The sequence below is a fragment of the Antrihabitans spumae genome, from assembly GCF_043944905.1.
GTDB lineage: Bacteria > Actinomycetota > Actinomycetes > Mycobacteriales > Mycobacteriaceae > Antrihabitans > Antrihabitans spumae.
The window spans coordinates 12,287-36,586 of the sequence record NZ_JBIMSN010000055.1; the positions used below are offsets into that span (position 1 = coordinate 12,287).

Annotated in this window: 17 protein-coding genes; 5 read left to right on the forward strand and 12 right to left on the reverse strand. The window is 64.6% G+C overall.

Features of this window, described 5'->3' with window-relative positions; all coding sequences use genetic code 11:
* Window positions 1-21: 21 nt before the first annotated feature.
* From ACHIRB_RS12740 to ACHIRB_RS12760, 5 genes are all read right to left on the reverse strand, one after another.
* Window positions 22-900, reverse strand: a complete 879-nt coding sequence (locus ACHIRB_RS12740; protein ID WP_395125930.1) for a transglutaminase family protein — start codon at window positions 898-900, stop codon at window positions 22-24.
* The gene (locus tag ACHIRB_RS12745; RefSeq protein ID WP_395125929.1) at window positions 897-3,455 is read right to left on the reverse strand and encodes a circularly permuted type 2 ATP-grasp protein; all 2,559 of its coding nucleotides are present in this window, start codon (window positions 3,453-3,455) and stop codon (window positions 897-899) included. The genes ACHIRB_RS12740 and ACHIRB_RS12745 overlap by 4 nt, the downstream gene beginning before the upstream one ends.
* Before the next feature lie 38 nt (window positions 3,456-3,493).
* Window positions 3,494-6,877 carry a transglutaminase family protein gene (locus tag ACHIRB_RS12750; protein ID WP_395125928.1) on the reverse strand — a complete coding sequence of 1,128 codons (3,384 nt, stop codon included), beginning with the start codon at window positions 6,875-6,877 and terminating at the stop codon, window positions 3,494-3,496.
* A 100-nt stretch (window positions 6,878-6,977) separates the two neighbouring features.
* Window positions 6,978-8,303 (reverse strand): L-lysine 6-transaminase, encoded by a 1,326-nt coding sequence (gene lat / locus ACHIRB_RS12755; protein ID WP_395125927.1) that lies wholly within the window; start codon window positions 8,301-8,303, stop codon window positions 6,978-6,980.
* A 67-nt stretch (window positions 8,304-8,370) separates the two neighbouring features.
* Window positions 8,371-8,880: an Lrp/AsnC family transcriptional regulator gene (locus tag ACHIRB_RS12760; protein ID WP_199703142.1), complete on the reverse strand. Its 510-nt coding sequence runs from the start codon at window positions 8,878-8,880 to the stop codon at window positions 8,371-8,373.
* Window positions 8,881-9,097: 217 nt separating this feature from the next.
* Between ACHIRB_RS12760 and amaB the strand changes: the two genes are divergently transcribed.
* Entirely contained in the window at window positions 9,098-10,573 is a 1,476-nt protein-coding gene (gene amaB, locus ACHIRB_RS12765) for an L-piperidine-6-carboxylate dehydrogenase (protein ID WP_395114235.1), read from the forward strand.
* Here the strand turns inward: amaB and ACHIRB_RS12770 are convergent.
* Window positions 10,552-11,136 carry a histidine phosphatase family protein gene (locus ACHIRB_RS12770; protein WP_395114215.1) on the reverse strand — a complete coding sequence of 195 codons (585 nt, stop codon included), beginning with the start codon at window positions 11,134-11,136 and terminating at the stop codon, window positions 10,552-10,554. The two genes, amaB and ACHIRB_RS12770, sit on opposite strands and share 22 nt — an antisense overlap.
* Window positions 11,137-11,260: 124 nt before the next feature.
* Here ACHIRB_RS12770 and ACHIRB_RS12775 point away from each other — a divergent pair, with 124 nt between their 5' ends.
* Entirely contained in the window at window positions 11,261-15,769 is a 4,509-nt protein-coding gene (locus ACHIRB_RS12775; RefSeq protein WP_395125926.1) for an ATP-dependent helicase, read from the forward strand.
* Window positions 15,762-16,520 (forward strand): Fpg/Nei family DNA glycosylase, encoded by a 759-nt coding sequence (locus ACHIRB_RS12780; protein WP_395125925.1) that lies wholly within the window; start codon window positions 15,762-15,764, stop codon window positions 16,518-16,520. The genes ACHIRB_RS12775 and ACHIRB_RS12780 overlap by 8 nt, the downstream gene beginning before the upstream one ends.
* On the opposite strand, the gene ACHIRB_RS12785 is transcribed toward ACHIRB_RS12780, so the two are convergent.
* Both ACHIRB_RS12785 and ACHIRB_RS12790 read right to left on the reverse strand, forming a co-directional pair.
* Entirely contained in the window at window positions 16,517-17,179 is a 663-nt protein-coding gene (locus tag ACHIRB_RS12785; RefSeq protein WP_395114210.1) for a DUF3105 domain-containing protein, read from the reverse strand. The two genes, ACHIRB_RS12780 and ACHIRB_RS12785, sit on opposite strands and share 4 nt — an antisense overlap.
* A 15-nt stretch (window positions 17,180-17,194) precedes the next feature.
* Window positions 17,195-17,818, reverse strand: coding sequence for a TetR/AcrR family transcriptional regulator (locus ACHIRB_RS12790; RefSeq protein WP_395114209.1), 624 nt, complete (start codon window positions 17,816-17,818; stop codon window positions 17,195-17,197).
* A gap of 61 nt (window positions 17,819-17,879) precedes the next feature.
* Here ACHIRB_RS12790 and ACHIRB_RS12795 point away from each other — a divergent pair, with 61 nt between their 5' ends.
* A complete protein-coding gene (locus ACHIRB_RS12795) occupies window positions 17,880-18,887 on the forward strand; it encodes an oxygenase MpaB family protein (RefSeq protein WP_395125924.1) in 1,008 nt (335 codons plus the stop codon).
* Here ACHIRB_RS12795 and ACHIRB_RS12800 read toward each other — a convergent pair.
* The 3 genes from ACHIRB_RS12800 to ACHIRB_RS12810 form a co-directional block, all read right to left on the reverse strand.
* Window positions 18,854-20,587: a glycerol-3-phosphate dehydrogenase/oxidase gene (locus ACHIRB_RS12800; protein WP_395125923.1), complete on the reverse strand. Its 1,734-nt coding sequence runs from the start codon at window positions 20,585-20,587 to the stop codon at window positions 18,854-18,856. The two genes, ACHIRB_RS12795 and ACHIRB_RS12800, sit on opposite strands and share 34 nt — an antisense overlap.
* 85 nt (window positions 20,588-20,672) lie before the next feature.
* Window positions 20,673-21,860 carry an aminotransferase-like domain-containing protein gene (locus ACHIRB_RS12805; RefSeq protein WP_395114234.1) on the reverse strand — a complete coding sequence of 396 codons (1,188 nt, stop codon included), beginning with the start codon at window positions 21,858-21,860 and terminating at the stop codon, window positions 20,673-20,675.
* 56 nt (window positions 21,861-21,916) lie between these two features.
* Entirely contained in the window at window positions 21,917-23,320 is a 1,404-nt protein-coding gene (locus ACHIRB_RS12810) for an NAD(P)H-quinone dehydrogenase (protein WP_395114203.1), read from the reverse strand.
* A 91-nt stretch (window positions 23,321-23,411) separates the two neighbouring features.
* On the opposite strand from ACHIRB_RS12810, the gene ACHIRB_RS12815 reads away from it, so the two are divergent.
* On the forward strand, window positions 23,412-23,888 hold the full coding sequence (locus tag ACHIRB_RS12815; RefSeq protein WP_395114202.1) for a gamma-glutamylcyclotransferase family protein: 477 nt from the start codon (window positions 23,412-23,414) through the stop codon (window positions 23,886-23,888).
* A 22-nt stretch (window positions 23,889-23,910) separates the two neighbouring features.
* Here the strand turns inward: ACHIRB_RS12815 and ACHIRB_RS12820 are convergent.
* Window positions 23,911-24,300: HNH endonuclease (locus tag ACHIRB_RS12820; RefSeq protein ID WP_395127702.1), on the reverse strand; the 390-nt coding region annotated here is incomplete at its 5' end.

The window sequence follows — 24,300 nt, forward strand, 5'->3', positions numbered from 1 at the left end:
GTCGTTGTCTATCGGTTGGTGCTAATGGCTGTTCAGTGGCGCCACGTCGACCGACACCGCGATTGTGCTCTTTTTCGAATCCGTGTAGATGACCCCGCGAAGCGGAGGAACATCTGCATAGTCTCTACCCCATGCGACCGTTATGTAGCGCTCGTCGGCGCGCTGATCGTTGGTCGGGTCGAACGCCAACCACGTGTCCCCTGTCAACCACACCGCAGCCCAGGCATGGGTCGCATCGACTCCGACCATACGTTCTTTCCCTGGCGGCGGATCGGTCGCCAGGTAGCCCGACACGTAACGGGCCGCCAATCCGCGGCTACGCAAGCAGGCGATCGCCATCCGTGCGAAGTCCTGACACACGCCGGTGCGATCGCGCAGCACCTCGTCGACGCGGGTCGAGACCGTCGTCGAACCCGACTTGTAGGTGAAGTCGGTGTAGATCCGGTGGGTGAGGTCGGTGATCACCTCGTCGACCGATCGGCCTCCCACGAAGATCGAGTCCGCGTACTCCCTGACCGCCGCAGTGATCTCCGGAGGTTGGAGGTCGAGGGAAAATTCGTAGGCGATGGCGCCGTCGGGGCTGCTCGCGGTCGGCCGGATCGCTTCCCACGGCGCCGACAGCAGGTCCGCAGGGGGTGTCGGCGAGTCGACCTCGACGGTCGATTCGCCGGTGACCACCAACTCTTTGTGCGCTGTCGTGACGTGAAAGAAGATGTTGTCGTTGCCGTAGACGTCGTGGCCCGAGGACTGATCCGTCGGCTGGGGTGTGACTGTCACACCGGTCTCCAGCACCCGCTGGCCCGGCAGTTCCCGCGGCGTCAGGTAGCCCCGCCCGTAGGAGGACGACACGGAATCCGAGTAACCGTAGGTCGTTCGGTGGGTGATTCGATATCGCCTCATGGCATGTACCGGCCCATCGCGTCGCCCCACAGCGGCTGCATGCCGGTCGGGACTGCCATCTTGTCGGTGAGCACACCCGAGAGTTCGCGCAGCGATTCGTGGACGCCGTCGGAGAGCTCGCGAAGTTCGGTACGAACACCGTCGGCGTCGGCGATCTCGAGGTCGACAGGGTCGGCGCGGCGCAGCCGAGCGCCGATATCCTCGACGAGCCGTTCCGCGCGGCTGGATCCGGATGCGTCGGGCAACGCACGCAGGTTGGCACGGATGCGTTCGAGTTGGTACACCAGCGAGCGCGGGTTTCCCTCGTCGAACAACAGCAGCAAAGCGACAGCGGCCACCCGAACCTGGCCGCGGTTGCGGCGCCGGTAGGTGACCGACGATTCGGTCGTCGCAAGAACCGAGTCGATGATCGCTCGCTCGGTGCTCGGGTTCTGCGCGCTTGTCAGCGTCGCCGAAAGCAGCTTCGTCAGTTGCAGGCCACGTTCGATTCGCTTGCCGGTGTCGGTGACGTACCAACCCGCGTCGTGCACCATCGACTCCGCCGACAGACCGGACAGAGCCAACATTCCGTCACGAATGGTGCCCTGGGCGTCCCTGAGCAGCACCGAATCGTTGGACCCGTCCGAGCCAGCACGCGTGAGAGCACGTTGCAGCCCGCTCAGCACGGACCACGTATCGTTCGAAAGCTGATCTCGCACAGCGCGACACGCTTGCTGCAGGCGGCCGACCGATTGCGCGAGCGAGCCGGGGCGCGCCGCATCGACCGTCAACGACCGCAACTGTGCATCGGCGTCGTCGGCGCCGAATTCGACCGGTCCGGACCCTGCCGATGCGGTGACCGCCGCGAACAACACAGGCAGGCAATCACTTCCGTCCATCCACGGGCGGTGGCGATAATCGGCGACCTTGTCACGAACCGCGATGAGGAGCCGCGACGTATGCTCCGCGCGCTCGGCGTAGCGGCCGATCCAGTAGAGGTCGTCGAGGACACGCGGCGACGTGATCGCCTCTGCTGCAGCACCTTCCAGGTCCGGCAAGACCTCCGGCAGGGTCAGAGCGCTCGGCGAACCGGCTTCGGCGGGAGTGGCGATCTCCGCGGACCTGATCCAGATGTCCTTTGCTGCAGAGGATACGACGCTCCCGTCCCTGCCGACATGTAGCACGACGGCACCCAAACCGCCGTTGAGCGCCGCGTATCCACCACGTTGAGCAACGGAGAACATACGGAACTGCACCGGAGCCGATGCGATGCCGTGCGCGGAATCGATCGGCGCGCTCGAGTAGGCGGGAAGTTCGACACCGACCCAATTCGTCGGCGCCGCCTCGATCTGCGAACGCAGGTCGTCCTTCTCCTCGGCCGTCAGTGCGGCACCGAGTACGGCGGTACCGCGGCGAACGTGCTCGAAAACCAGATCGTCCATACGCGCCAACAGGTGTGAGCGCTCCGCGGGTTCGCCGGCCCAATACCGCGGAACGGATTCGAGCAACAGGTCCTCGTCGAGCAGTCGCCTGCACAGGTCCGGGAGCAGACGAGGCAGACCGGGAGCTTCGAGTATCCCGCTACCGAGTGTGTTGACGACGGTCACGCGGCCCCGGCGCATCACCTCGACGAGCCCGACCACGCCGAGTCGGGAATCGGTTCGCAGATCGAGCGGATCGGAGAAGGCGGCGTCGACGCGACGAAGGACGACGTCGACGCGTTTCAACGTACCGAGCGACCGCATCCAGAGCTGGCCGTCCCGAACCACGAGGTCCGCGCTCTCGACGAGCGGAAATCCGAGCACCGTCGCAAGGTGCGCCTGGTCGAACGCCGTTTCCGAATGCGCGCCTGGGCTGAGCACGACGACAACAGGGTCTTCTGCTGCTGCGGGTGCCGCGTCGATCAACGCGACCCGCATCGCCTGCGCGAAACCGGACAGCGGCCGCGGCGACACATCCTGGAACACGGTCGGCAGGGCGCGCGAGATCACGCGACGGTCGGCGAGTGAGTATCCGACACCCGACGGCGCCTGGGTGCGATCAGCGATGACCCGGAACGAGCCGTCACGGCCTCGCGAGATGTCGGCGGCGTGCATAAAGAGCTGATGGCGGGCCGGTACCGAAATACCGTGCGCGGCGCGGATATAGCGAGGATCGGCGAAGATCAGTTCGGGCGGGATGAACCCGTCGCGAACCATCTGCATCGGACCGTAGATGTCGGCGAGGATTGCGTCGAGCAGTCGTGATCGCTGCAGCAGACCGGCTTCCAGTGGCGCCCAGTCGGCAGCGGAGAACACCAGAGGTAGACCGTCGAGCATCCAGGCCGACGGTGACGTGAGCGTCTTACCGTTGTCGGTGCCGGTGATCTCGTTGTAGGTGATGCCGTCGTTGTCGACGAGGTTGTGAATTCGGTCGCGCAACGATTCGAGCGCTCGGCCGCCACGATCGAGAACGTTCGTCGAGAGTTCCCGCCACTGCTGCCGGACCTCACCGTTGCTGTCGAGTAGCTCGTTGTACCCGGACAGCTCTCCTCCGACAATTCGTGTGCCGATGACATCGAAAAGAACGCTGTCCACAACTGTGTCGAAACCCCCTGTGGGGTGTCTTCCTCCCGTCAACGCAGAACCGAATTCACCCTTCGGAGGTCAAGGATGCCAGGGGCACTGCCATCTGTTGCGATTCGGGCCTGCATTTCGTGCAACGCAGCGACGTCGATCTCACCCGCCGAGAAGCCGATTTCCTCGAATCGCCTGTTGCGGCGCGATTCCGCAGCAACCGCATTGACCGGCGGACCGTCGTAGGCGCGCCCACCCGGGTGGACGACGTGGTAGACGCAACCGCCACGCGAGCGTGCCGATGCGATGTCGACGAGGTCGAAGACGAGCGGGCTCTGCACCTCGATCGTCGGGTGCAGGGCACTCGGCGGCTGCCATGCGCGGTACCGAATTCCGGCGACCTGAACGTCGGCCTTGTCGGTGGCCTGCAGTGGTACAGGAATGCCGTTGACGGTCAGGGCGTGCCGACCGCGATCGGCACCGACGACCCGTACCTGGAGCCGTTCGACGGACGAATCGACGTAGCGTGCGGTTCCGGTGAGCGACGACTCCTCACCGAGCACGTTCCACGGTTCGATCGCCGAGCGCAGCTCGATCTCGACGCCGTTGTGTACGACGGTGCCGATCCGCGGGAAACGGAACTCCGTGAACGGTTCGAGCCAGCTGGTGTCGAACTCGATGCCGTGGTGCCGCAGGTCTTCGGCGACCTCGGCGATATCGCTGATCACGTAGTGCGGCAACAGGTAGCGCCCGTGCAGGTTTGCGCCGTGCTGGATGAGCGGTGCCTGCAGCGGCTTGTCCCAGAACCGCGCGACCAGCGAACGGACGAGCAGCGACTGCACCATCGCCATCTGGTGATGCGGCGGCATCTCGAATCCGCGCAGTTCGAGCAGGCCGAGGCGACCACGCGCGGAATCGGGGCTGTACATCTTGTCGATGCAGAACTCGGCTCGGTGTGTGTTGCCGGTGAGGTCTGTCAGTAGGTGCCGCAGCGCGCGATCGACGAGCCATGGCTTGGCAGTCTCGGCGGTCTTGTCGTCGGCCTCGGCGGCTACTTCGGCAGCGTCCAATTCCTTGCTGCAGCGGGCTATTTCGCCGAATGCGATCTCCAGCTCGTAGAGCGACTCGATCCGTCCCTCGTCGACCCGGGGCGCCTGCGAGGTCGGCCCGATGAAACGGCCCGAGAAGAGATAGGACAGCGACGGGTGCCGTTGCCAGTAGGTCAGCAGCGAGACGAGCAGATCCGGGCGCCGCAACATGGGCGAATCCTTCGGCGTCGCACCACCGAGGGTGATGTGATTGCCGCCGCCGGTGCCGCCGTGGGTGCCGTCGTGGTCGAACGACTCGGTACTCAACCGCGACAGTCGGGCCTGCTCGTAGAGTGTCGCAAGCAGTTCGGACTGTTCGGCGAACGATGCCGTCGGTTGTACGTTCACCTCGATCACACCGGGATCGGGTGTGACGGTGAGCGTTTGCAGCCGCGGATCCGACGGCGGACCGTACCCCTCGATGACGACGGGGACACCGGAGTCGGCGGCGGCCAGTTCGATCTGGCCGAGCAGTTCCGCGAAGTGTTCGAGTTCGGCCAACGGCGGCATGAACACGTACAGCACACCGTCGCGAACTTCGGCGACCAAAGCTGTTGTCGGAACGAAGTTCTTCGGTTCCGACACCGCTGCGGGCGAACCTGCGGGCACCGCCCTGGCGGCAAGCGGCAGCGGGCCCGTGTCGGCGGTCGGATCCGACTCCGGTTGCGGGTCAGGCGGATCCCACGAGATCGATTCGAGCGGCAAGCGCAGACCGGCGGGAGAATCGCCGTCCAGCAACACGATTCGACCGCGCCGCAGTCGCCAGTCGGCGCTCTCCCACGAGGCGCCGTCTTCGCTTCGGTTGAGTGGGAGGACGAACGCGGCCGGTTCGACGACGGGGTCGTCGAGGCGGTCGAGCAGAGCGGCTCGTGCTGCGGTGGAATCGTTTTCGGGTTCCAGGTCGGGTGTCGAGGAGGTATCGATCGGGCTGCCGGCCGGCATCCGCAGTTTGGTGTGCAACCTGCCGATCGAGTCCTCGTAGGCCGGTCGAGCCTGGGTCAACGGCAAACCGAACTGCGCCGCAACGGATTCGATCAATTCCTGGGCATCGTGGTTACGCGCAGGCGGAGGTTTGACGGCACCCCACGGGTCTGCGAGCAATGCGGGATCGGTCCACAAGACTTCCCCGTCGGTACGCCAGAAGAGTCCGATCTGCCACCGCGGCAACGGTTCTCCGGGATACCACTTGCCCTGGCTACGTTGCACGAAACCGGTCGGGGCATAGATCCCCCTGAGCCGCTCGGCGAGCGCACTTGCGCGCTCGCGCTTGTGCGGGCCATCCGCGGCGGTCGTCCACTCGGCGGATTCCTGGTCGTCGATGGACACGAACGTCGGTTCGCCACCCATGGTGAGTCGCACGTCTGCCGCCTCGAGACGCTGGTCGACCTCGGCGCCGAGCGCCGTGATCGCCGACCACTGCTTCTCGTTGTAGGGCAACGTAACCCGAGGATCCTCGTGGATGCGCTTGACCGTGTTCGAGAAGTCGAGGGTTGCCTCGCACCTGCCGGTCGCACCGGAAATCGGTGCAGCCGACGCCGGATGCGGAGTCGCCGAGAGCGGGATGTGGCCCTCGCTTGCGAACAGTCCCGACGTCGGGTCGAGCCCGACCCACCCGGCACCCGGCAGGTACACCTCGGTCCACGCGTGGAGATCGGTGAAGTCGGCCGCGGGGCCCGACGGTCCGTCGAGGGCAGCGATGTCGGAGGTCAGCTGAATGAGGTAGCCGGACACGAAACGCGCTGCCAGACCGAACTCGCGCAGCACCGATACCAGCAGCCACGCGCTGTCGCGGCACGAGCCGATCCCGGTGGTGAGCGTGTGGTCCGGCGTCTGAACGCCTGCTTCGAGCCGAACCGTGTACGCGACGTCCGCGAGGACAGCGTTGTTGAGCGCGACAAGGAAATCGATGGTGCGGATGCCTTCGGGGATCTCGACGTTCTTGACCCAGTCACGGACCCCCGCACCCGGACCGGACCCGTCACCCGCCTCGTCGACAGGACGAAGGTACGGCTCGAGGTCGACGGCAAGAGCCTTCGGATACTCGAAGCCGAAGTACTCGGCGAAGTCTTCGATGAAGAGGTCGAGCGGATTGATCGATTCCATGTCGGCGACGAGACCGACCGTGATCGAGAGCGACTTCGTACGCTCCGGAAAGACTATGCGCGCGAGGAAGTTTCCGAACGCGTCCTGCTGCCAGTTGAGGAAATGGTCCGCGGGCTCGATGACGAGCGAGAAGGCCTCGATGGGCGTACGCGAGTGCGGCGCCGGGCGCAGCCGAACGACATGAGGGTAGATCTCGACCATCCGGTCGAACTCGTAGCTTGTTCGGTGCTCCAGGGCGACTTTGATTCCCATTCGATATTGCCTTCCGCCGCGGTAGTCCTCGAAGGCTACCGGCCTGCGCGTCGCGCGGCAGGTCGAGCGGTCGGCAAGTCTGTAGGGGCCACCGACGCAGCTACCCTTCCAGCCGGGTCAGCACCCTGTCGAGCGCGCCGACTGCTGCGTCGAGGTCGGACCGGGTAACCGTCAACGGTGGTCTGAAACGAATACCCCGTTCGCCTGTGCCGAGGACGAGGACGCGTTCGTCGTCACGCAGGGCCGCAACGACCCGATCGCGGAGGTCCGCGGAGGGCAGAGTCACCGCACACATAAGCCCACGTCCGCGTGGATCGGTGACTGTCGGGTGCTTGACGGCCAGATGCTCGAGCAGGTTCAGCAGCTGCAGGCCGAGGTCGCGCGCGTTGTCGATCAGACCGTCCTGCTCGATCACTTCGAGTATTCGCCGCGCGCGGACCATGTCGGTGAGGTTGCCGCCCCACGTGGAGTTGATGCGGGAGCCGACGTGAAATACGTTGTCCGCCACCTCGTCCACACGCCCGCCTGCCATGATTCCGCACACCTGCGTCTTCTTTCCGAATGCGACGACATCCGGGCGCAATCCGAGTTGCTGGTAGGCCCACGCCGTTCCCGTCATCCCGACGCCGGTCTGTACCTCGTCGAGGACGAACAGCGCGTCGTTCGCGCGGCACAGTTCCTGCATTGCGTGGAAGAACTCGGCACGGATATGGCGGTCACCGCCCTCGCCCTGAATCGGTTCGGCGATGAAACATGCTATGTCGTTTGGGTTTTCAGCAAACGCACGTTCGGCCTGAGCGAGAGCCTTCGCTTCTGCTTCCGCGACGTCGCGACCTTCGCCGAGGTAGGGCGAATCGATGCGAGGCCAATCGAATTTCGGGAAGCGAGCGACCTTGTTCGGGTCGGTGTTGGTCAGCGACATCGTGTATCCGCTGCGACCGTGGAAGGCACCGGTCAGATGCATGACCTTCGTTCCGAGCGCAGGGTCGAGGCCGCGCGACTCGTTCAACCGCGATTTCCAGTCGAAGGCAACCTTGAGTGCATTCTCGACAGCAAGTGCGCCACCGTCGACGAAGAACAGGTGTGGCAGCGACGGATCACCGAGGACTCGGGCAAACGCAGCGACGAAACGAGCCATCGGCACCGTATAGATGTCGGAGTTGCTCGGTTTGTTCACCGCAACTTCGGCGATCTCGCGCATGAAGTCACGGTCGCCGGTCAAGGCCGGGTGATTCATCCCGAGGGCCGACGACGCGAAAAAGCTGAACATGTCGAGGTAGACGGTGCCGTCGCGTTGGTCGACCAGATGTGTTCTGTTCGACCTCGTGAGGTCGAGCACAAGATCGAACCCGTCCACAAGCATGTGCTTCGTGAGCGTGCTGTGAACCGAGTCAGCAGTGGTATCCGGCTGTAGAAGTGCGGTCATACCCCCGAGGATACGACAATATTGTCGGAGCGCTTACGCTATAGCCATAATATTTACTGCGAGTGGCCTACTTGTCGTAAAATGTTTGGAGGATGATGGTGCTGCGGGTGTTTACGTTCGCAGTTGCCCTGATCTCGTGGAGGACCTGCTCCAGATGACGCGGCGACCCGACGCGCACCATCAGGACGTAGCTCTCTTCGCCCGCTACCGAGTGGCACGACTCGATGGAGGGCATGTGCTGCAATCTCGCCGGCGCGTCGTCGGGCTGAGACGGATCGAGAGGAGTGATTGCGACAAATGCTGACAACATCTGCCCCAACGCCTCTGGATCAACGGTCGCCGTATAGCCCCGAATCACTCCCCGAGCTTCGAGTCTGCGCACACGCGACTGCACTGCGGACACCGAAAGGCTCGCCTTCTCGGCAAGATTCGACAATGTCGCACGACCATCTGCGACCAACTCTCGGATCAAAAGTCTGTCGATTTCGTCGATCGCGATCTTCGCTGGCTCCGCACGCCCGACGGGCGGACGCGGAACCAGTGTGCCGGGCGAACCTGGCCTCGGTGTTTCTGCCATCAGCGAAGGCTAACGCAGTAGTGGCGGTCCATGGCCGAAACTCGGGACCTGCGCACCAAACTCGCGTCGACCTTGCTTGTCATGTCAACGCGGAACCTGCTCTCCGACATTCGGATTCGCACAAACTGGAACATACGCAAGTCACTTCTACCAACTCGAGTCGAAAGGCATAACGATGGCAACTCTCGAGGCAAGAGCCGACGCCGCACTCACCCGGATGTCGGCGCACGTCGCGAGCGGTGATACCTCCGACGTTGTCGTTTCACGCTCCCCCATCACCGGAGAAACACTGCGGACGCTGGCGAGCAGTTCGTCCGACGACGTGGACCGCGCAATCGCCGATGCTCGCGAAGCCTTCGACGCGTGGCGTGTTGTGCCTGCACCGGTACGTGCGGGCGTGGTCAGGAGGCTCGGCGCATTGCTGACCGAACACAAGGACGATCTCGCCGAACTCGTGACCCTCGAGGCGGGCAAGATCACCTCCGAAGCCCGTGGCGAGGTTCAGGAGATGATCGACATCTGCGAGTTCGCAGTCGGGTTGTCGCGCCAGTTGTACGGCAAGACAATGGCATCCGAGCGTCCTGGCCATCGGCTGATGGAAACGTGGCACCCCCTCGGCGTTGTCGGCGTGATATCCGCGTTCAACTTTCCGGTCGCGGTGTGGTCATGGAACACGGCGCTCGCGCTGGTGTGCGGCGACACCGTGGTGTGGAAACCGTCCGATGCCACACCGCTCACGGCTGTCGCGTGCGCTGCGCTGCTGCGTCGCGCTTGTGTCGACGTCGGTGCCGATCCTGCGATTCACCAGCTCGTTCAGGGTTCGGTCGCCGTTGGCGAGCAACTGACCGACGATCCACGTGTTGCACTCGTCAGCGCAACGGGGTCGGTCCGGATGGGTCGAGCCATCGCACCGAGGGTCGCTGCACGATTCGGCAGGTGCCTGCTGGAACTCGGCGGAAACAACGCGGCGATAGTCGCACCGTCGGCCGACCTCGATCTCGCCGTCCGCGGCATCGTCTTCTCTGCGGCAGGCACCGCTGGGCAGCGGTGCACAAGTTTGCGTCGGGTCATCGTGGCTTCCTCGATTGCCGACGAGCTGGTCGATCGCGTGTCCGCCGCGTACGCCCAACTGCGCGTTGGCAATCCGTTCGAAGACGGAGTTCTGGTCGGGCCGCTGATCAACGCCAATGCGTTCGACACGATGCAGACAGCTCTCGAGAAGGCGCAATCCGACGGCGGCACAGTTGTTTTCGGAGGGTCACGGGTAGGCGGGTCGGACGGGGACAGCGACGCGTACTACGTCACTCCCGCCATTGTCCGTATGCCTGCACAGACGTCGGTCGTCGAGGAGGAGACGTTCGCGCCGATCCTGTACGTGCTGACGTACGAGGGGTTGGACGAAGCCGTCGCCATGCACAACGCTGTGCCGCAAGGGCTTTCGTCGGCAATCTTCACCAACGATCAGCGCGAGGCAGAACGCTTCCTCGCTGCGGATGGTTCCGACTGCGGGATTGCCAACGTCAACATCGGTACGTCGGGCGCCGAGATCGGCGGTGCTTTCGGTGGCGAGAAGGAGACCGGCGGCGGCAGGGAGTCCGGATCGGATTCGTGGCAGGCCTACATGCGGCGCGCGACCAACACCATCAACTACTCGGACCAATTGCCACTTGCTCAGGGCGTCGACTTCGGATAGTCGTAGCCCGTCGATCGCAGCGTGAAGCTGCTCCCGCGGTGGTGCAGCCGAGTCACGCTCAGTGGCGGTATATCGATGCGCCAGAACGATTTCGGCGGTGCATCGAGTGCGATAAGCACGGCCGCCCGTGCGATCGCCGGATGGGTGATCGCAAGCGTGTTCTGTTGCGCCGCAACCGTATCGCGCAGCCATCCTGCGACGCGGTCGATCAGTTCGACGATCGATTCACCATGGGGCGGTTGATATTCGGGGTCCGTGAGCCATGCCATCAGGTATTCGGGCGCAAGATCCTCCATGGTGAGGCCGCGCCAGGTGCCGTAGTCGAGGTCGGTCAACGTGGGGTCGAGTTCGCCGCTGAGGCCGAGTGCCGCCGCCGTTTGGGTTGCCCGCAGTTCGGGCGCAATCCTGATGCGGGGTGCGGACATCGGTTCTGCACGAGCACAATCGCGGAGGCCGACTGCATTGAGCGGCTCATCGGCGGGAAATCGTGCGGTTCGTAGGGCGTCGGTGGCGCCGTGGCTGACCAGTGCGATCCGCAATACACGGGACTCAGCGGAGGTCACGGACTCGAGTATCGCACGAGATCAGGGGTCCCCAGCCCTCGTCAAGCGATGTCAGGGGCGCCCCGACTCCGCTTGACTCAGCACTCCTGCGGACTATGTCGGTGGGTGAGGGCAGGATGGAGACATGCAATTCTCTGCCCCCACCCAGACGTGGTTCGACGGCGCCTTCCCAGCGCCGACGGCTGCGCAGCTGGGGGCATGGGAATCGATCGCAGCCGGACGGCACACCCTGGTCGTCGCGCCAACCGGCTCTGGCAAAACCCTGTCCGCGTTCCTATGGGCGATCGACCAGCTGGCGATCCGCGAACCCCGTGCAGACAAGGCGCCTGCCAAAACCAAAGTTCTGTACGTTTCGCCGCTCAAGGCGCTCGCCGTCGACGTCGAGCGCAACCTCCGGTCGCCGCTGATCGGCATCACGCAGACCGCCAAGCGGCTCGGGATGTCGCCACCGGAGATCTCGGTCGGTGTGCGGTCCGGTGATACGACCCCGGCCGACCGCCGCAGGCTCATCACCAAACCTCCCGACATTCTGATCACCACACCCGAGTCGCTGTTTCTTATGCTCACCTCGGCTGCTCGGGAGACGCTGAGCGAAGTCGACACGGTGATCGTCGACGAGGTGCACGCCGTCGCCGCGACCAAACGCGGCGCTCATCTGGCCCTCTCGCTCGAACGGCTCGATTGGCTGCTCGAGAAGCCGGCGCAACGCATCGGGCTTTCGGCGACCGTGCGCCCACACGAGGAGGTCGGACGCTTCCTCACCGGGAGCGCGCCGATCAACATCGTCGCCCCGCCTTCGCCGAAGACGTTCGACCTGTCGGTTCGAGTTCCTCTCGCGGACATGACCGAGCTCGGGGTGTCACCGTCCGGCGACGAGGAGTCGGGCGGGTCCATCTGGCCGCATGTCGAGGAGCAGATCGTCGACCTCGTTCTCGAGCATCGCTCGTCGATCGTGTTCGCCAACTCCCGAAGACTGTCGGAACGGCTGACGGCACGACTCAACGAGATCTATGCCGGACGGATCGGCGACGAGGTAGCGACCGAGCACAAACCCGCTTCGATGATCGGCTCGCCGTCCGAAGTGAACCACGGTGCGGCGCCACTGCTGGCACGTGCGCACCACGGCTCGGTCAGTAAGGATCAGCGCGCGCTCATCGAGGACGACCTCAAATCCGGCCGCCTGCGCTGCGTCGTCGCAACAAGTAGCCTGGAGCTCGGAATCGACATGGGCGCAGTCGATCTCGTCGTGCAGGTCGAAGCACCGCCGTCGGTGTCGAGCGGCTTGCAGCGGGTCGGGCGAGCAGGTCACCAGGTCGGCGAAATCTCCAAGGGTGTGCTGTTTCCGAAGCACCGCACCGACCTCATCCATTGCACCGTGACGGCCATGCGCATGACCGCCGGTCAGATCGAAGCGATGAAGGTGACCCCGAACCCGCTCGACATCCTCGCCCAGCAAACAGTTGCCGCCTGTGCGTTGGAACCGATCGACGCCGCGGACTGGTTCGATGCAGTGCGCCGTACCGGAAGCTTCGCGACCCTGCCCAAGTCTGCGTACGAATCCACGCTCGACCTCCTGTCCGGTCGCTACCCGTCCGACGAGTTCGCCGAACTCCGTCCGCGATTGGTGTGGGACCGCGACGCAGGCACACTCACCGGACGGCCGGGTTCGCAACGGCTGGCCGTCACCTCCGGTGGCGCGATACCGGACCGTGGCATGTTCGCGGTGTACATGGTCGGCGAAAAGGCTTCGCGCGTCGGCGAACTCGACGAAGAAATGGTCTACGAATCCCGCGTCGGCGACGTCTTCGCCCTCGGCGCAACCAGCTGGCGCATCGAAGAGATCACCTTCGATCGGGTGCTGGTCAGCCCCGCCTACGGCATACCCGGCCGCCTCCCGTTCTGGCACGGCGACGGCCTCGGCAGGCCAGCCGAACTCGGCGAGGCACTCGGCGGCTTCCTCCGGACAGCGACATCCAAAGATCGCGAGGAGGTCGTCGCGCAATGTCGCGCAGCAGGTTTGAACGACTTCGCGGTCGACAACCTCTTCGCGCTGATCGACGAGCAACGCAACGCGACGGGCACTGTGCCCACAGACCGCACGTTGGTGGTCGAACGGTTCCGAGACGAACTCGGGGACTGGCGGCTCGTACTGCATTCCCCGTACGGGCTACCCGTCCATGCGCCGTGGGCGCTCGCGATCGGCGCACGGCTGCAAGCGAAATTCGACATCGACGTCTCCCCCACCGCCTCCGACGACGGCATCATCGTCCGACTCCCCGACACCGACGACAACCCGCCCGGCGCCGAGCTGTTCGCTTTCGAGCACGACGAAATAGACGACCTTGTCACCGAACAGGTCGGTGGCTCAGCGCTTTTCGCCTCCAGGTTCCGAGAATGCGCTGCGCGAGCACTACTCCTACCGCGCCGCGACCCTGGCAAGAGAGCGCCGCTGTGGCAGCAACGGCAACGGTCGGCGCAACTGCTCGATGTGGCGCGCAAGTTCCCGACCTTCCCGATCCTGCTCGAGACGGTCCGTGAGTGCCTGCAGGACGTCTACGACCTCCCTGCGCTCCGCGACCTCCTCGTTCGGCTGGCCCGTCGCCAGATCCGAATCATCGAAGTCGAAACACAATCGCCGTCACCGTTCGCGAAGGCACTGCTGTTCGACTATGTCGGCGCGTTTATGTACGAAGGCGACAGTCCGCTTGCCGAACGTCGCGCGGCCGCGCTTTCGCTCGATTCGACGTTGCTCGCAGAATTGCTCGGCCGCGTCGAGCTGCGAGAGCTGCTGGACGCCAAGGTCATCGACGAGATCGAACTAGAGCTGCAGCGCCTGGCACCCGACCGCAAGGCTCGCGACGTAGAAGGTATCGCCGACCTGCTCAGGTTGCTCGGACCGACGACGATCGACGAGCTTGTCGCCCGCTCCGACACCCCCGCGCTAGAGGCCGTCACGGCGCTCGCCGATGCTCGGCGTGCCCTGGAAGTCTCGTTCGCAGGCAAGGTCTGGTGGATCGCGATCGAGGACGCGAGCCGCATGCGAGACGCTCTCGGTGTCGCGCTACCGATCGGAGTGCCGACCGCCTTCATCGAACCCGTACCCGACCCGCTCGGCGACCTCATCGCCCGCTACGCGCGCACACACGGACCCTTCACCACAGCCCAAGTCGCACAACGTTTCTCGGTCGGTGTCGCCGTCGCCGCAGCGGTGTTGCGCCGCCTTTCGCTCGAAAAGCGAGTTGTGGAAGGCGAATTCAGGCCGGGAACAACCGGTAGCGAATGGTGCGATGCCGGAGTCCTGCGCCGACTGCGACGACGGTCCCTCGCCGCGCTGCGGCAGGAAGTCGAACCCGTCCCGACCGAAGCGCTCGGTCGATTCCTGCCCGCTTGGCAACACGTCAACGGCACTCTGCGAGGCGTCGACGGTGTCGCAACCGTCATCGAACAGCTTGCGGGCGTGCCGATTCCGGCGTCGGCGTGGGAGTCTCTCATCCTTCCGTCCCGCGTCTCGGACTATTCGCCTGCGATGTTGGACGAGCTGACGTCGACGGGTGAAGTCGTGTGGTCGGGCAACGGTTCGATCACCGCCAAAGACGGCTGGGTGTGTCTGCAGCTGGCCGACCAAGCACCGTTCACAGTCCCACCGGCGAGCGAGATCGACCTTTCCGATCTGCAGGTGCAGGTCCTCGCAACGCTCAGTAGTGGCGGTGCATTCTTCTTCCGGCAGCTGTCCGACACCGTCGGCACCGCGATCGGCACAGTCGACGACACAGCTCTGGTCAAAGCGATGTGGGAACTCGTGTGGGCCGGTTACATCAGCGGCGATACGTTCGCTCCGGTTCGATCCCTGATGTCAGGGACCGCGAGAACGAACACCAGCCATCGCGCGCCGCGCCGGATGCCACGCTCACGTGCACTCCGCAGCGTTCCCCGGCCAGCGATGCCGACACGCTCGGGTCCACCGACCGCAGCGGGGCGCTGGTCGCTACTGCCGCAACCCGAGCCCGACCCGACGATCCGCGCACACACGATCGCCGACATCATTCTGGAACGCTACGGCGTCGTCACCCGCGGTTCCGTCGTCAACGAAGGCACACCCGGCGGTTTTGCGCTGATGTACAAGGTGCTAACGAACTTCGAGGACTCCGGCCGGTGTCGACGCGGCTACTTCGTCAACACCCTTGGCGGAGCGCAGTTCTCGACCTCCGACGTCGTCGACCGACTGCGTGAGTACGCCGGCAACAACGACGACCCCGACGCTGTCGGAACGGCCCTCGCACTCGCGGCGACCGATCCTGCCAACCCCTACGGTGCCGCGCTGCCGTGGCCGAGCTCGGACGAAGGCCACCGGCCCGGCCGAAAGGCGGGCGCGCTCGTCGTGCTCGTCGACGGCGAACTGACGATGTACGTCGAGCGCGGCGGCAAGACGATCCTCACCTTCACCGACCGCGCCGACCGTCTCGATGCCGCAGCGAACGCGTTGGCCGATCTCGTCAAACATCGCCGCGTCGCCAAACTTGTGATCGACAAGGCCGACGGCGAATCCATCCACGGCAGCACCCTTGCCCACATTCTCGTCGGCGCGGGGTTTGCGCCGACACCGAGTGGATTGAGGCTGCGCGCCGGTGCCTGAGGGCGACAGCGTGTGGCGCGCCGCAAAACGCCTCCGACCCGCGCTGGAAGGAAAGCAGCTCACTGGCTGCGACGTGCGCGTGCCACGCTTTGCGACGGTCGACCTGTCGGGGCGGACCGTCGACGAAATCGTCACGCGCGGTAAGCATCTGCTGATGCGCGTGGGCGATACGACCATTCATACCCATCTGAAGATGGAAGGCGAATGGCACATCTACCCGCCGGGCGCGCGCTGGCGCCGACCCGCGTACCGCGCCAGAATCGTGCTGTCGACGAAAGATGCAGTCGTCGTTGGATTCTCGCTCGGAATCACCGAGATTCTCGCCCGCTCCGAGGAGGATCGCGTCATCGGACATCTCGGTCCCGACCTCCTCGGTGCGGACTGGGACCCCGACGAAGCGGTGGCACGTCTGCGCAGCGACCCGCTAAGGCCGGTAGGACTCGCACTCCTCGACCAACGCAACCTCGCCGGAATCGGGAACATCTTCCGTAGCGAAGCGTGCTTCATGGCCCGCGTCGATCCCCGAACCGCTGTCGGCGACGTCGCCGACCTGCACGCCCTGATCGAACACGCGCGCATACTGCTCACACAGTCGATTCAAACCCAGCGGCATCGGTCGTACGTCTACGGCCGAGCCCGAATGCCTTGTCCCCGTTGCCGAACAACGATCAGGAAGCTGGACCAAAGCGACAGTCCGTCAGCGGAGCGATACGTGTTCATCTGCCCGAAATGCCAACCAGCGCCGACCTAACGCGGGGGTGACGACCCGGCGGGCGGCTCGCTCTCGTCGAACGGCGGCGGATCGTCCGGATCGAACGAGCCCACCACGGTCGCACACGTCGCGCCGACCTCTGGCGTTGTGTATTCGTTGACCCTTAGCGCCTCGATGAACTGGTCTATCCTCGGATCGTCGGCATCGTCGAGTTTGAGCCGGTGACCCCAGGATTGCAGCGAAATCGGTTGGTCCAGATCGGGATACGGCGACATCATCAGATACGGCATACCCTCGACTCGCTCGGCAAGCGCCTCGCGATCGGAGCCCGAGATGTCGTCGGGGTTGTACGCAATCCACACCGCACCGTGTTCGAGCGAATGCACCATGTTTTCGGTTCGTACCGCAGTCGGATATACGACGCCGGTGCACGTTGCCCACACCTGATCGTGGGTTCCTCCGAACGGCGGACTCTCGTCGTATGCCACCCGCGCAGTCGACGGAACGTGCTTGCCCGGAGGAAAGTCTTCGGTCTCGATTCCCGATATCGCGAGCGACGGATCCTGATTCCCTTCGCTCGGAACGAACGCATCGGTGCCCGCCTCGGCGCCAACGACAGGACTCCCCGAGATCTCGCCACCGCAGCCGGCGGCGAAAACCACCGCACCTGCTGCCAGTACACCGAATACTCGTCTCACCCGTGTAACCCCATCTCAGTTCGACACTGCCGCGACCGGCCGATTCGCCCTTTCCAACATACCGACGCAATGGGCGACGAGGCGGTCACGGCCTGGAGTGATCGTGCCGTCGAGGTAGGCGGTGAACAGCGTCGTGAGAGCGCCGATCAGGCCGATCGACTCCATCTTCCGATCGTCGGCATCGGCGATACCGGTCAATTGCGCCTCGATCAACGCACCGAACCCGGGTGCAAGCTGCATGCCACGACCTCCGAGCCCCGGCTCCGTGAGCGGTCCGACCAGCAAGACCCTGCCCATCTCCGGTCGATCGACGATCAATTCGACGAACGCCTCGATCGCAGCTTTCGGCAGTTCACGCTTCTCCCGCGTCTGCGTTATCGCATCGACGAGCGCATCGCGGGCGAGACCGGCGACATGTTCGTACACCTCGAGGACGAACTGATCGCGGTCGGCGAAGCTCGCGTAGAAATACCGTTCGGTCATGCCGGCCGCCTTGCACACCGCCCGCACACTGACAGCGGGACCAGCGGCGGACCCGAGCAAATCGATGCCTGCCCGCAGCAGATCCTCACGCCGTATGCGCTGACGCTGCGCAATGTCGACGCCCGCCCAGCTGCGTGTTCCGTTCTCGGTGGCCACGACTCGAATCGTCCCATACCGAGCAGTTGACTACACCCGTTGTCACACATAGTCTGACAACATGAGTAGTCAGAGCAGCGTCGCTCCGGAAGAAACGTTCCCACTCGGTCCCGATTCACTCACCTGGAAGTACTTCGGCGACAACCGAATCTTCCTGACGGCCCCGTGGAGTGGTGCGATGCAGAACATGCATCCAAAACTCGGCGCAGCGGTCGAGGAACATTCCCGATTCTTCGACGAGCGGTGGCAACGCCTCAACCGGTCGACCTACCCGATCGCCGGCGTCGTCTACGACGGCGATCGCGCGCCACAGACAGGCGCCGAGGTTCGCGACTACCACCGCGACATCAAAGGCGTCGACAGAAACGGCAATCGGTACCACGCCCTGGATCCCGACGTCTTCTACTGGGCCCACGCGACGTTCTTCATGGGGATCGTCAATTTTGCCGAGCATTTCGCGGGCGGGCTGTCCGAGGCGGACAAACGGCAACTGTTCGACGAGCACGTCGACTGGTATCGGATGTACGGCGTGAGCATGCGGCCGGTGCCGAGGAGCTGGGAAGACTTCCAGGAGTACTGGGAGGATATGTGCCGAAACGTGTTGGAAGACAACCAAGCTACGCGCGACGTACTGGACTTGGGCAGCCTCGACCATCCGTTCTTTCTACCGATTCCCGAGGCGGCGTGGCCGGCCCTTCGCCCCGTTGTCGCGACGGTCTACACCTGGCTCACCGTCGGCATGTTCGACGAACCAGTCCGCAGGCGCATGGGCTACCGCTGGACCATCGCCGATCGCATCGCCTTCAAGGGGGTGGCGGCCGCAACGACGATCACGAGCAGCATCGCGATGCGCTTCGTGCCAGAACGCCTGATGCTGCATCCGCGTGCCATGGCCGCACTGGATCGCGCACGAGGCAAAACCCCAACCGACGCGCCGCTACCCCAGACTCCGCGGATGTTCGCACCGCCGGTCGACGAATGGGACTCGCCGCGCCACTACAACCCGTACCGAGCGGAATGCCCGGTCGGCAGGGTTCAGCGTCCGATCGGCACCGGTTCGAGCAACTGACCGCGCGCTTCGGGCGCCGCGGCGCGAAGCGCGTCCGCGGACTCGTCGTCGGGCTGCGCCTGTGACCGAACTTCGGCATCGACACGCGCCAGGTACGTCTCCAACTCGCGGTCGATGTCCGTGGCGTCCCACCCGAGCACGGGCGCGACCAGCCGCGCCACCTGCTCGGCACAGTTCTTGCCGCGATGCGGGTACTCGATGGCGATGCGGGTCCGCCGAGCAAGAATGTCCTCGAGGTGTAGCGCACCCTCTGCCGCTGCCGCATAGACGATCTCCACCTGCAGGTACGACGGCGCATCGGTCAGCGGTGCAAGGAGTTCCGGCTGTTCCTTCGCCAGCTCCATGACCTCGTCGAGCAACGACCCGTAACGGTCGAGCAGGTGCTTGACCCGATACGGATGCAGACCGTAGATCTCGCCGAGGTGCAGCGTCTGATTCACCAACGCGAAATAGCCGTCGGCGCCCATCAGCGGCACCTTCTGCGTGATCGACGGCGACACCCGGGCCGGAATGTCTTCGGCCGCAGCCTCGACCGCGTCCTCGGCCATCACGCGATAGGTCGTGTACTTGCCGCCGGCTATGGCGATCAACCCCGGCGCGACCCTGGCGACGGCGTGTTCACGTGACAGCTTCGACGTCTCGTCGCTCTCGCCCGCGAGCAGCGGGCGCAGCCCGGCATAGACACCGTCGATGTCGGCATGGGTCAGCGGAGTCACCAGCACCTGATTGACGCGGGTGAGGATGTAGTCGATGTCGGCCTTCGTCGCGGCAGGATGCGCGAGATCCAGATTCCAATCGGTGTCGGTCGTGCCGATGATCCAGTGTGTGCCCCACGGAATCAGAAACAGCACCGACGTCGGGGTACGCAGAATGATCGCCGCCTCGCTGACGATGCGATCCCGAGGCACAACGATATGCACACCCTTCGACGCACGAACCCGAAAACGCCCCTTCTGCCGCGACAGGGCCTGGATCTCGTCGGTCCACACCCCGGTGGCGTTGACGACGACGTGGGCACGAATCTCCGCCGAGCGACCGTCCTCCGAATCATGCACGCGCACACCGGAAACTCGATCCGCTTCCCGTAGGAAGCCGACGACCTGAGTCGACGTACGCACCACCGCGCCGTAGTACGCCGCAGTCCGCGCCACGGTCATCGTGTGCCGCGCGTCGTCGACAACGGTGTCGTAGAACCGAATTCCGCCGACGAGGGAGTTTCGCTTGAGGCCCGGCGCCAGGCGCAGCGCGCCCGACCGGGTCAGATGTTTCTGCGCCGGAACCGACTTCGCGCCACCCAGCTGGTCGTAGAGCAGCATTCCGGCGGCCACGTACGGCCGCTCCCAGCCTCGATGGGTCAGCGGGAAGAGGAACGGCAGCGGCTTCACCAGATGCGGTGCCAGCGTCGTCAGCGATAGTTCGCGTTCGCGCAACGCCTCGCGCACCAACCCGAATTCGAGCTGCTCCAGATACCTGAGCCCACCGTGGAACATCTTCGACGATCGGCTCGACGTGCCGGAGGCGAAATCGCGGGCCTCCACGAGCGCGACCTTGAGGCCGCGGGTCGCAGCGTCGAGGGCAGTTCCGGCGCCGACGACGCCACCGCCGATGACGACGATGTCGAACTGCTCTTTCTTAAGTTGCTCCCAGGCGAGGTCACGTTGCTGGGGACCCAGAAATTGCGCTCCTGGCTGCTTCGTCAACGTGAGCTCCTGTCAATTGGCGACCGGTCGAAACCCAGGCTAGTAGCTATGTGCCTGAGACGAACGATAAGCCGTCACGGGTGAGTCAGGCGAGCGCAAGTTCCTCGTGGGCACGCGCAAGCCTCGACACGGCCGCCTCCAGCACGGGCCCATCGGAGGTGGTGAAGCACAGGCGCATCGAGTTCTGGTAGCCGTCGCCTACAGCGAAAGCCGAGCCAGGAACAAAAGCGACGCCCGCCTCCAGCGCAAGTGGCAACAGCTTCTGGGTATCGGTGCCATCGAGAAAGTCGATCCAGCAGAACATGCCACCGGTGACGTCGGTGCGTGAGATGACATCGCCGAAAACTTGATCGACTGCGGCGCAGAGAATCTCGGCACGCTCCCGGTACGCGGCACGCACCCCGTCGATGTGGTGCTCGAGCCAGCGGTCGTCGGCGATCAGTTCCGCGACGATCTGCTGCGTCAACGCCGACCCACACAGGTCAGCACCCTGACGAACCAATTCGACTGCACGACAGACGTGCTCGGGCGCCTGCAACCATCCGGTCCGCAGGGCTGGAGCGATGATCTTGGACGCGCTCGACAGCCTGATGACCCGATCCGAATACGCCGCAACGGGTCTCGGCGACGGTTCGTCGAACCAGATCTCGCCGTACGGGTCGTCCTCGATCACCCAGAAGCCGAATTGCTCTGCAAGCGCGGCCAACCGGATCCGACGGTCGGTACTCAACGAACGGCTTGCAGGGTTGTGGAAGTTGCTGACCGTGTGAACGACGGTCGGCCGCACACCCGTCGCGAGGAGTTCTTCCAGCGCATCGATCGATAGTCCGTCCGCGTCCATCGGCAGCGCATCGATCTGCGCGTCGACGGCCCGAAAGACCTGCAGCGCACCGATGTACGCAGGATTCTCGACAACGACGACAGCGCCCGGATCGATCAGTACCTGGGCAAGCAGGCTCAGCGCCTGCTGCGAACCGTGCGTCGTGAAGATTTCGTTCACCCCGACGGGACGGCCACACTGCACCGAGTTGCGTGCGGCAAGCACCTCGCGCAGTCCCGCCCAACCCGGCGTTTCCGTGTACTGCACCGCACTGAGCCCACCGAGGGCGTCGACCGCTGCCGCTGCAATACGGGCTCGCGGTACCAACTCCGGGTCGGGTAGACCGCCCGCAAGGCTGATGATGTCGGCGCGTGCGGTAACGGTCAGCAGGTCGCGAATCGCGGAGCTGCGCAAACTGTCCAGCCGTCGAGCAAGTTGTGGCGCGGGATGCATGCTCGATTTTCTCACGCCTGTGCCAGCATATGAAATGTCCGTCTCACATCATGAGACTAGTCCAGGTCGTCGTGCCTCATGAGCTGCCTGGCGGCCTCGATGACCGAGCCCGACAACGACGGGTACACCGAGAACGTCTGCGCAAGGTCGTTCACCGACAGATTGTTCTGTACCGCGATCGCAATCGGCAGGATCAGCTCCGAAGCGACGGGTGCGACGACGACGCCACCGATGACGACACCCGTCGCAGGTCGGCAAAAGATCTTCACGAAGCCGCGCCGCAGGCCGGACATCTTGGCGCGCGGGTTGGTATTCAGCGGCAGCATGACCGTGCGAGCAGGCACCTCGCCACTGTCGATCGACGCCTGGCTCACGCCGACGGTCGCAATTTCCGGCCGCGTGAACACCGCAGATGCGACGGTCTTCAGCTTGATCGGGCTGACGCCCTCGCCGAGCGCGTGATACATCGCGATTCGGCCCTGCATCGCCGCGACCGAAGCCAACGGCAACAGGCCAGTACAGTCGCCCGCCGCGTAGATGCCGGAAACCGTTGTCCGCGAAACCCGATCGACCCGCAGGAAGCCACCCTTGTCGAGCTCGATTCCGACCTTGTCCAGACCGAGCCCATCGGTGTTGGGTACCGAACCCACCGTCATCAGCGCGTGTGAACCCTCGACCGTGCGACCATCGGACAGCGTCACAAGAATCCCGTCGGCCGTTCTTGTCACCGACTCGGCGCGCGCCTGCTTCACGAGCTTCACACCGCGTTCGGCGAGCGCGTCCTCCAAAACGAGTGCAGCATCTTCGTCCTCGTGTGGCAGCACGCGGTTACGGCTCGACACCGACGTCACCTGCACACCCATCTCGGTGTAGGCCGATACGAACTCGGCACCCGTCACGCCCGAGCCGACGACGACCAGATGCGTCGGCAGCTCGTCGAGGTCGTAGAGCTGGCGCCAGTTCAGGATCCTCTCACCGTCCGGTTCGGCGCCCGCGAGTACCCGCGGACTCGCACCGGTGGCGATCAACACCACATCGGTGTCGAGAATCTGCTCGGTGCCGTCTGCCAAGATCGCCCGCACCTGATGCGCAGCGAGCCCGACCCGCGGATCGATGATCTCGCCGCGCCCCGACAACAGCGTGACGCCGACCGTCTTCAGCCGGGCGCGAATATCGCTGGACTGCGCGAAGGCGAGGCTCTTCACACGGGAATGGATCTGCGGCAACGAAATCAGTGCCTGCTCCGGGTCGAGATTGATGCCGAGATCGTTCGCTCGCCGCAGATCCGTTCGCACGCCGGTCGAGGCGATGAACGTCTTCGACGGCACGCAGTCGAACAGCACACATGCGCCGCCGATCCCGTCCGAATCGATGAGCGACACCGAAGCCCCATGTTGTGCGGCGACCAGCGCCGCCTCGTATCCAGCTGGTCCGCCACCGATGATCACGATCCGAGTCATAGGCCTAACGCTATTCGAGGCCACGGACCCGTGCACTGCAAAGGCGCGCCGACGTTCACTCCCGCAACGAGGTCGCGATAGGCTGGCCGCCGTGCCGATTTATGCCGCGTACGGGTCGAACATGGATCCCGAGCAGATGCTTGAACGCTGTCCGCACTCGCCGATGGCGGGTACGGGCTGGTTGGAAGGCTGGCGGCTGACCTTCAGCGGTGGTGACATCGGCTGGGAAGGCGCACTGGCAACAGTCGTCGAGGAACCAGGATCGCGAGTTTTCGTCGTGCTCTACGACGTCTCCGAAGAGGACGAGCAGCGGCTGGACCGCTGGGAGGGCTCCGAACTCGGCATTCACCGCAAGATCCGCCTGCGCGTCGCAACGGCCGACCGGCCCGTGCTCGCCTGGCTCTACGTCATGGACGCCTACGAGGGCGGTCTGCCGTCGGCGCGCTACATCGGCGTGATGGCGGACGCCGCCGAGAAGGCAGGCGCACCGGAGGAATACGTTCACGACCTGCGCACCCGCAACAGCCGCAATGTCGGCCCAGGCACCTTCGGCGGGTTCGAGCAGTAACTCTGCGTGAAAGGCCAGCCGTCTAGGCCGCCTCCACGAGGTCGGTGTTGCGTCGCCGTTTCTCCAGGTCCCAGTTGCGGAGCAGCACATCGGTGGCGAAGCTGGCATCGAGCGGTTCACCGGACCAATCGGCAGTGACGGCATCGGGGTCGATGTGGCGGTAACGGCGGCTGAGGTCGTCGACGTCACCGGACAGCAGTGGGGCGTAGTCGATTCTGCGTCCGTTGAGGTCGGCGAAGGTGAAGATCTGATTGCCGTCGGCGGTGATGGTGAACAATCCGTCGTGCAACGCGCGGTGATGCTCACCGCAGAGCAGGGTCAGATTGTCGAGATCGGTCGGGCCGCCCCGCGAATAGTAGACAACGTGGTGCGCATGCAGGAACCTAGTGCGGCCGCAGCCCGGCACCGTGCA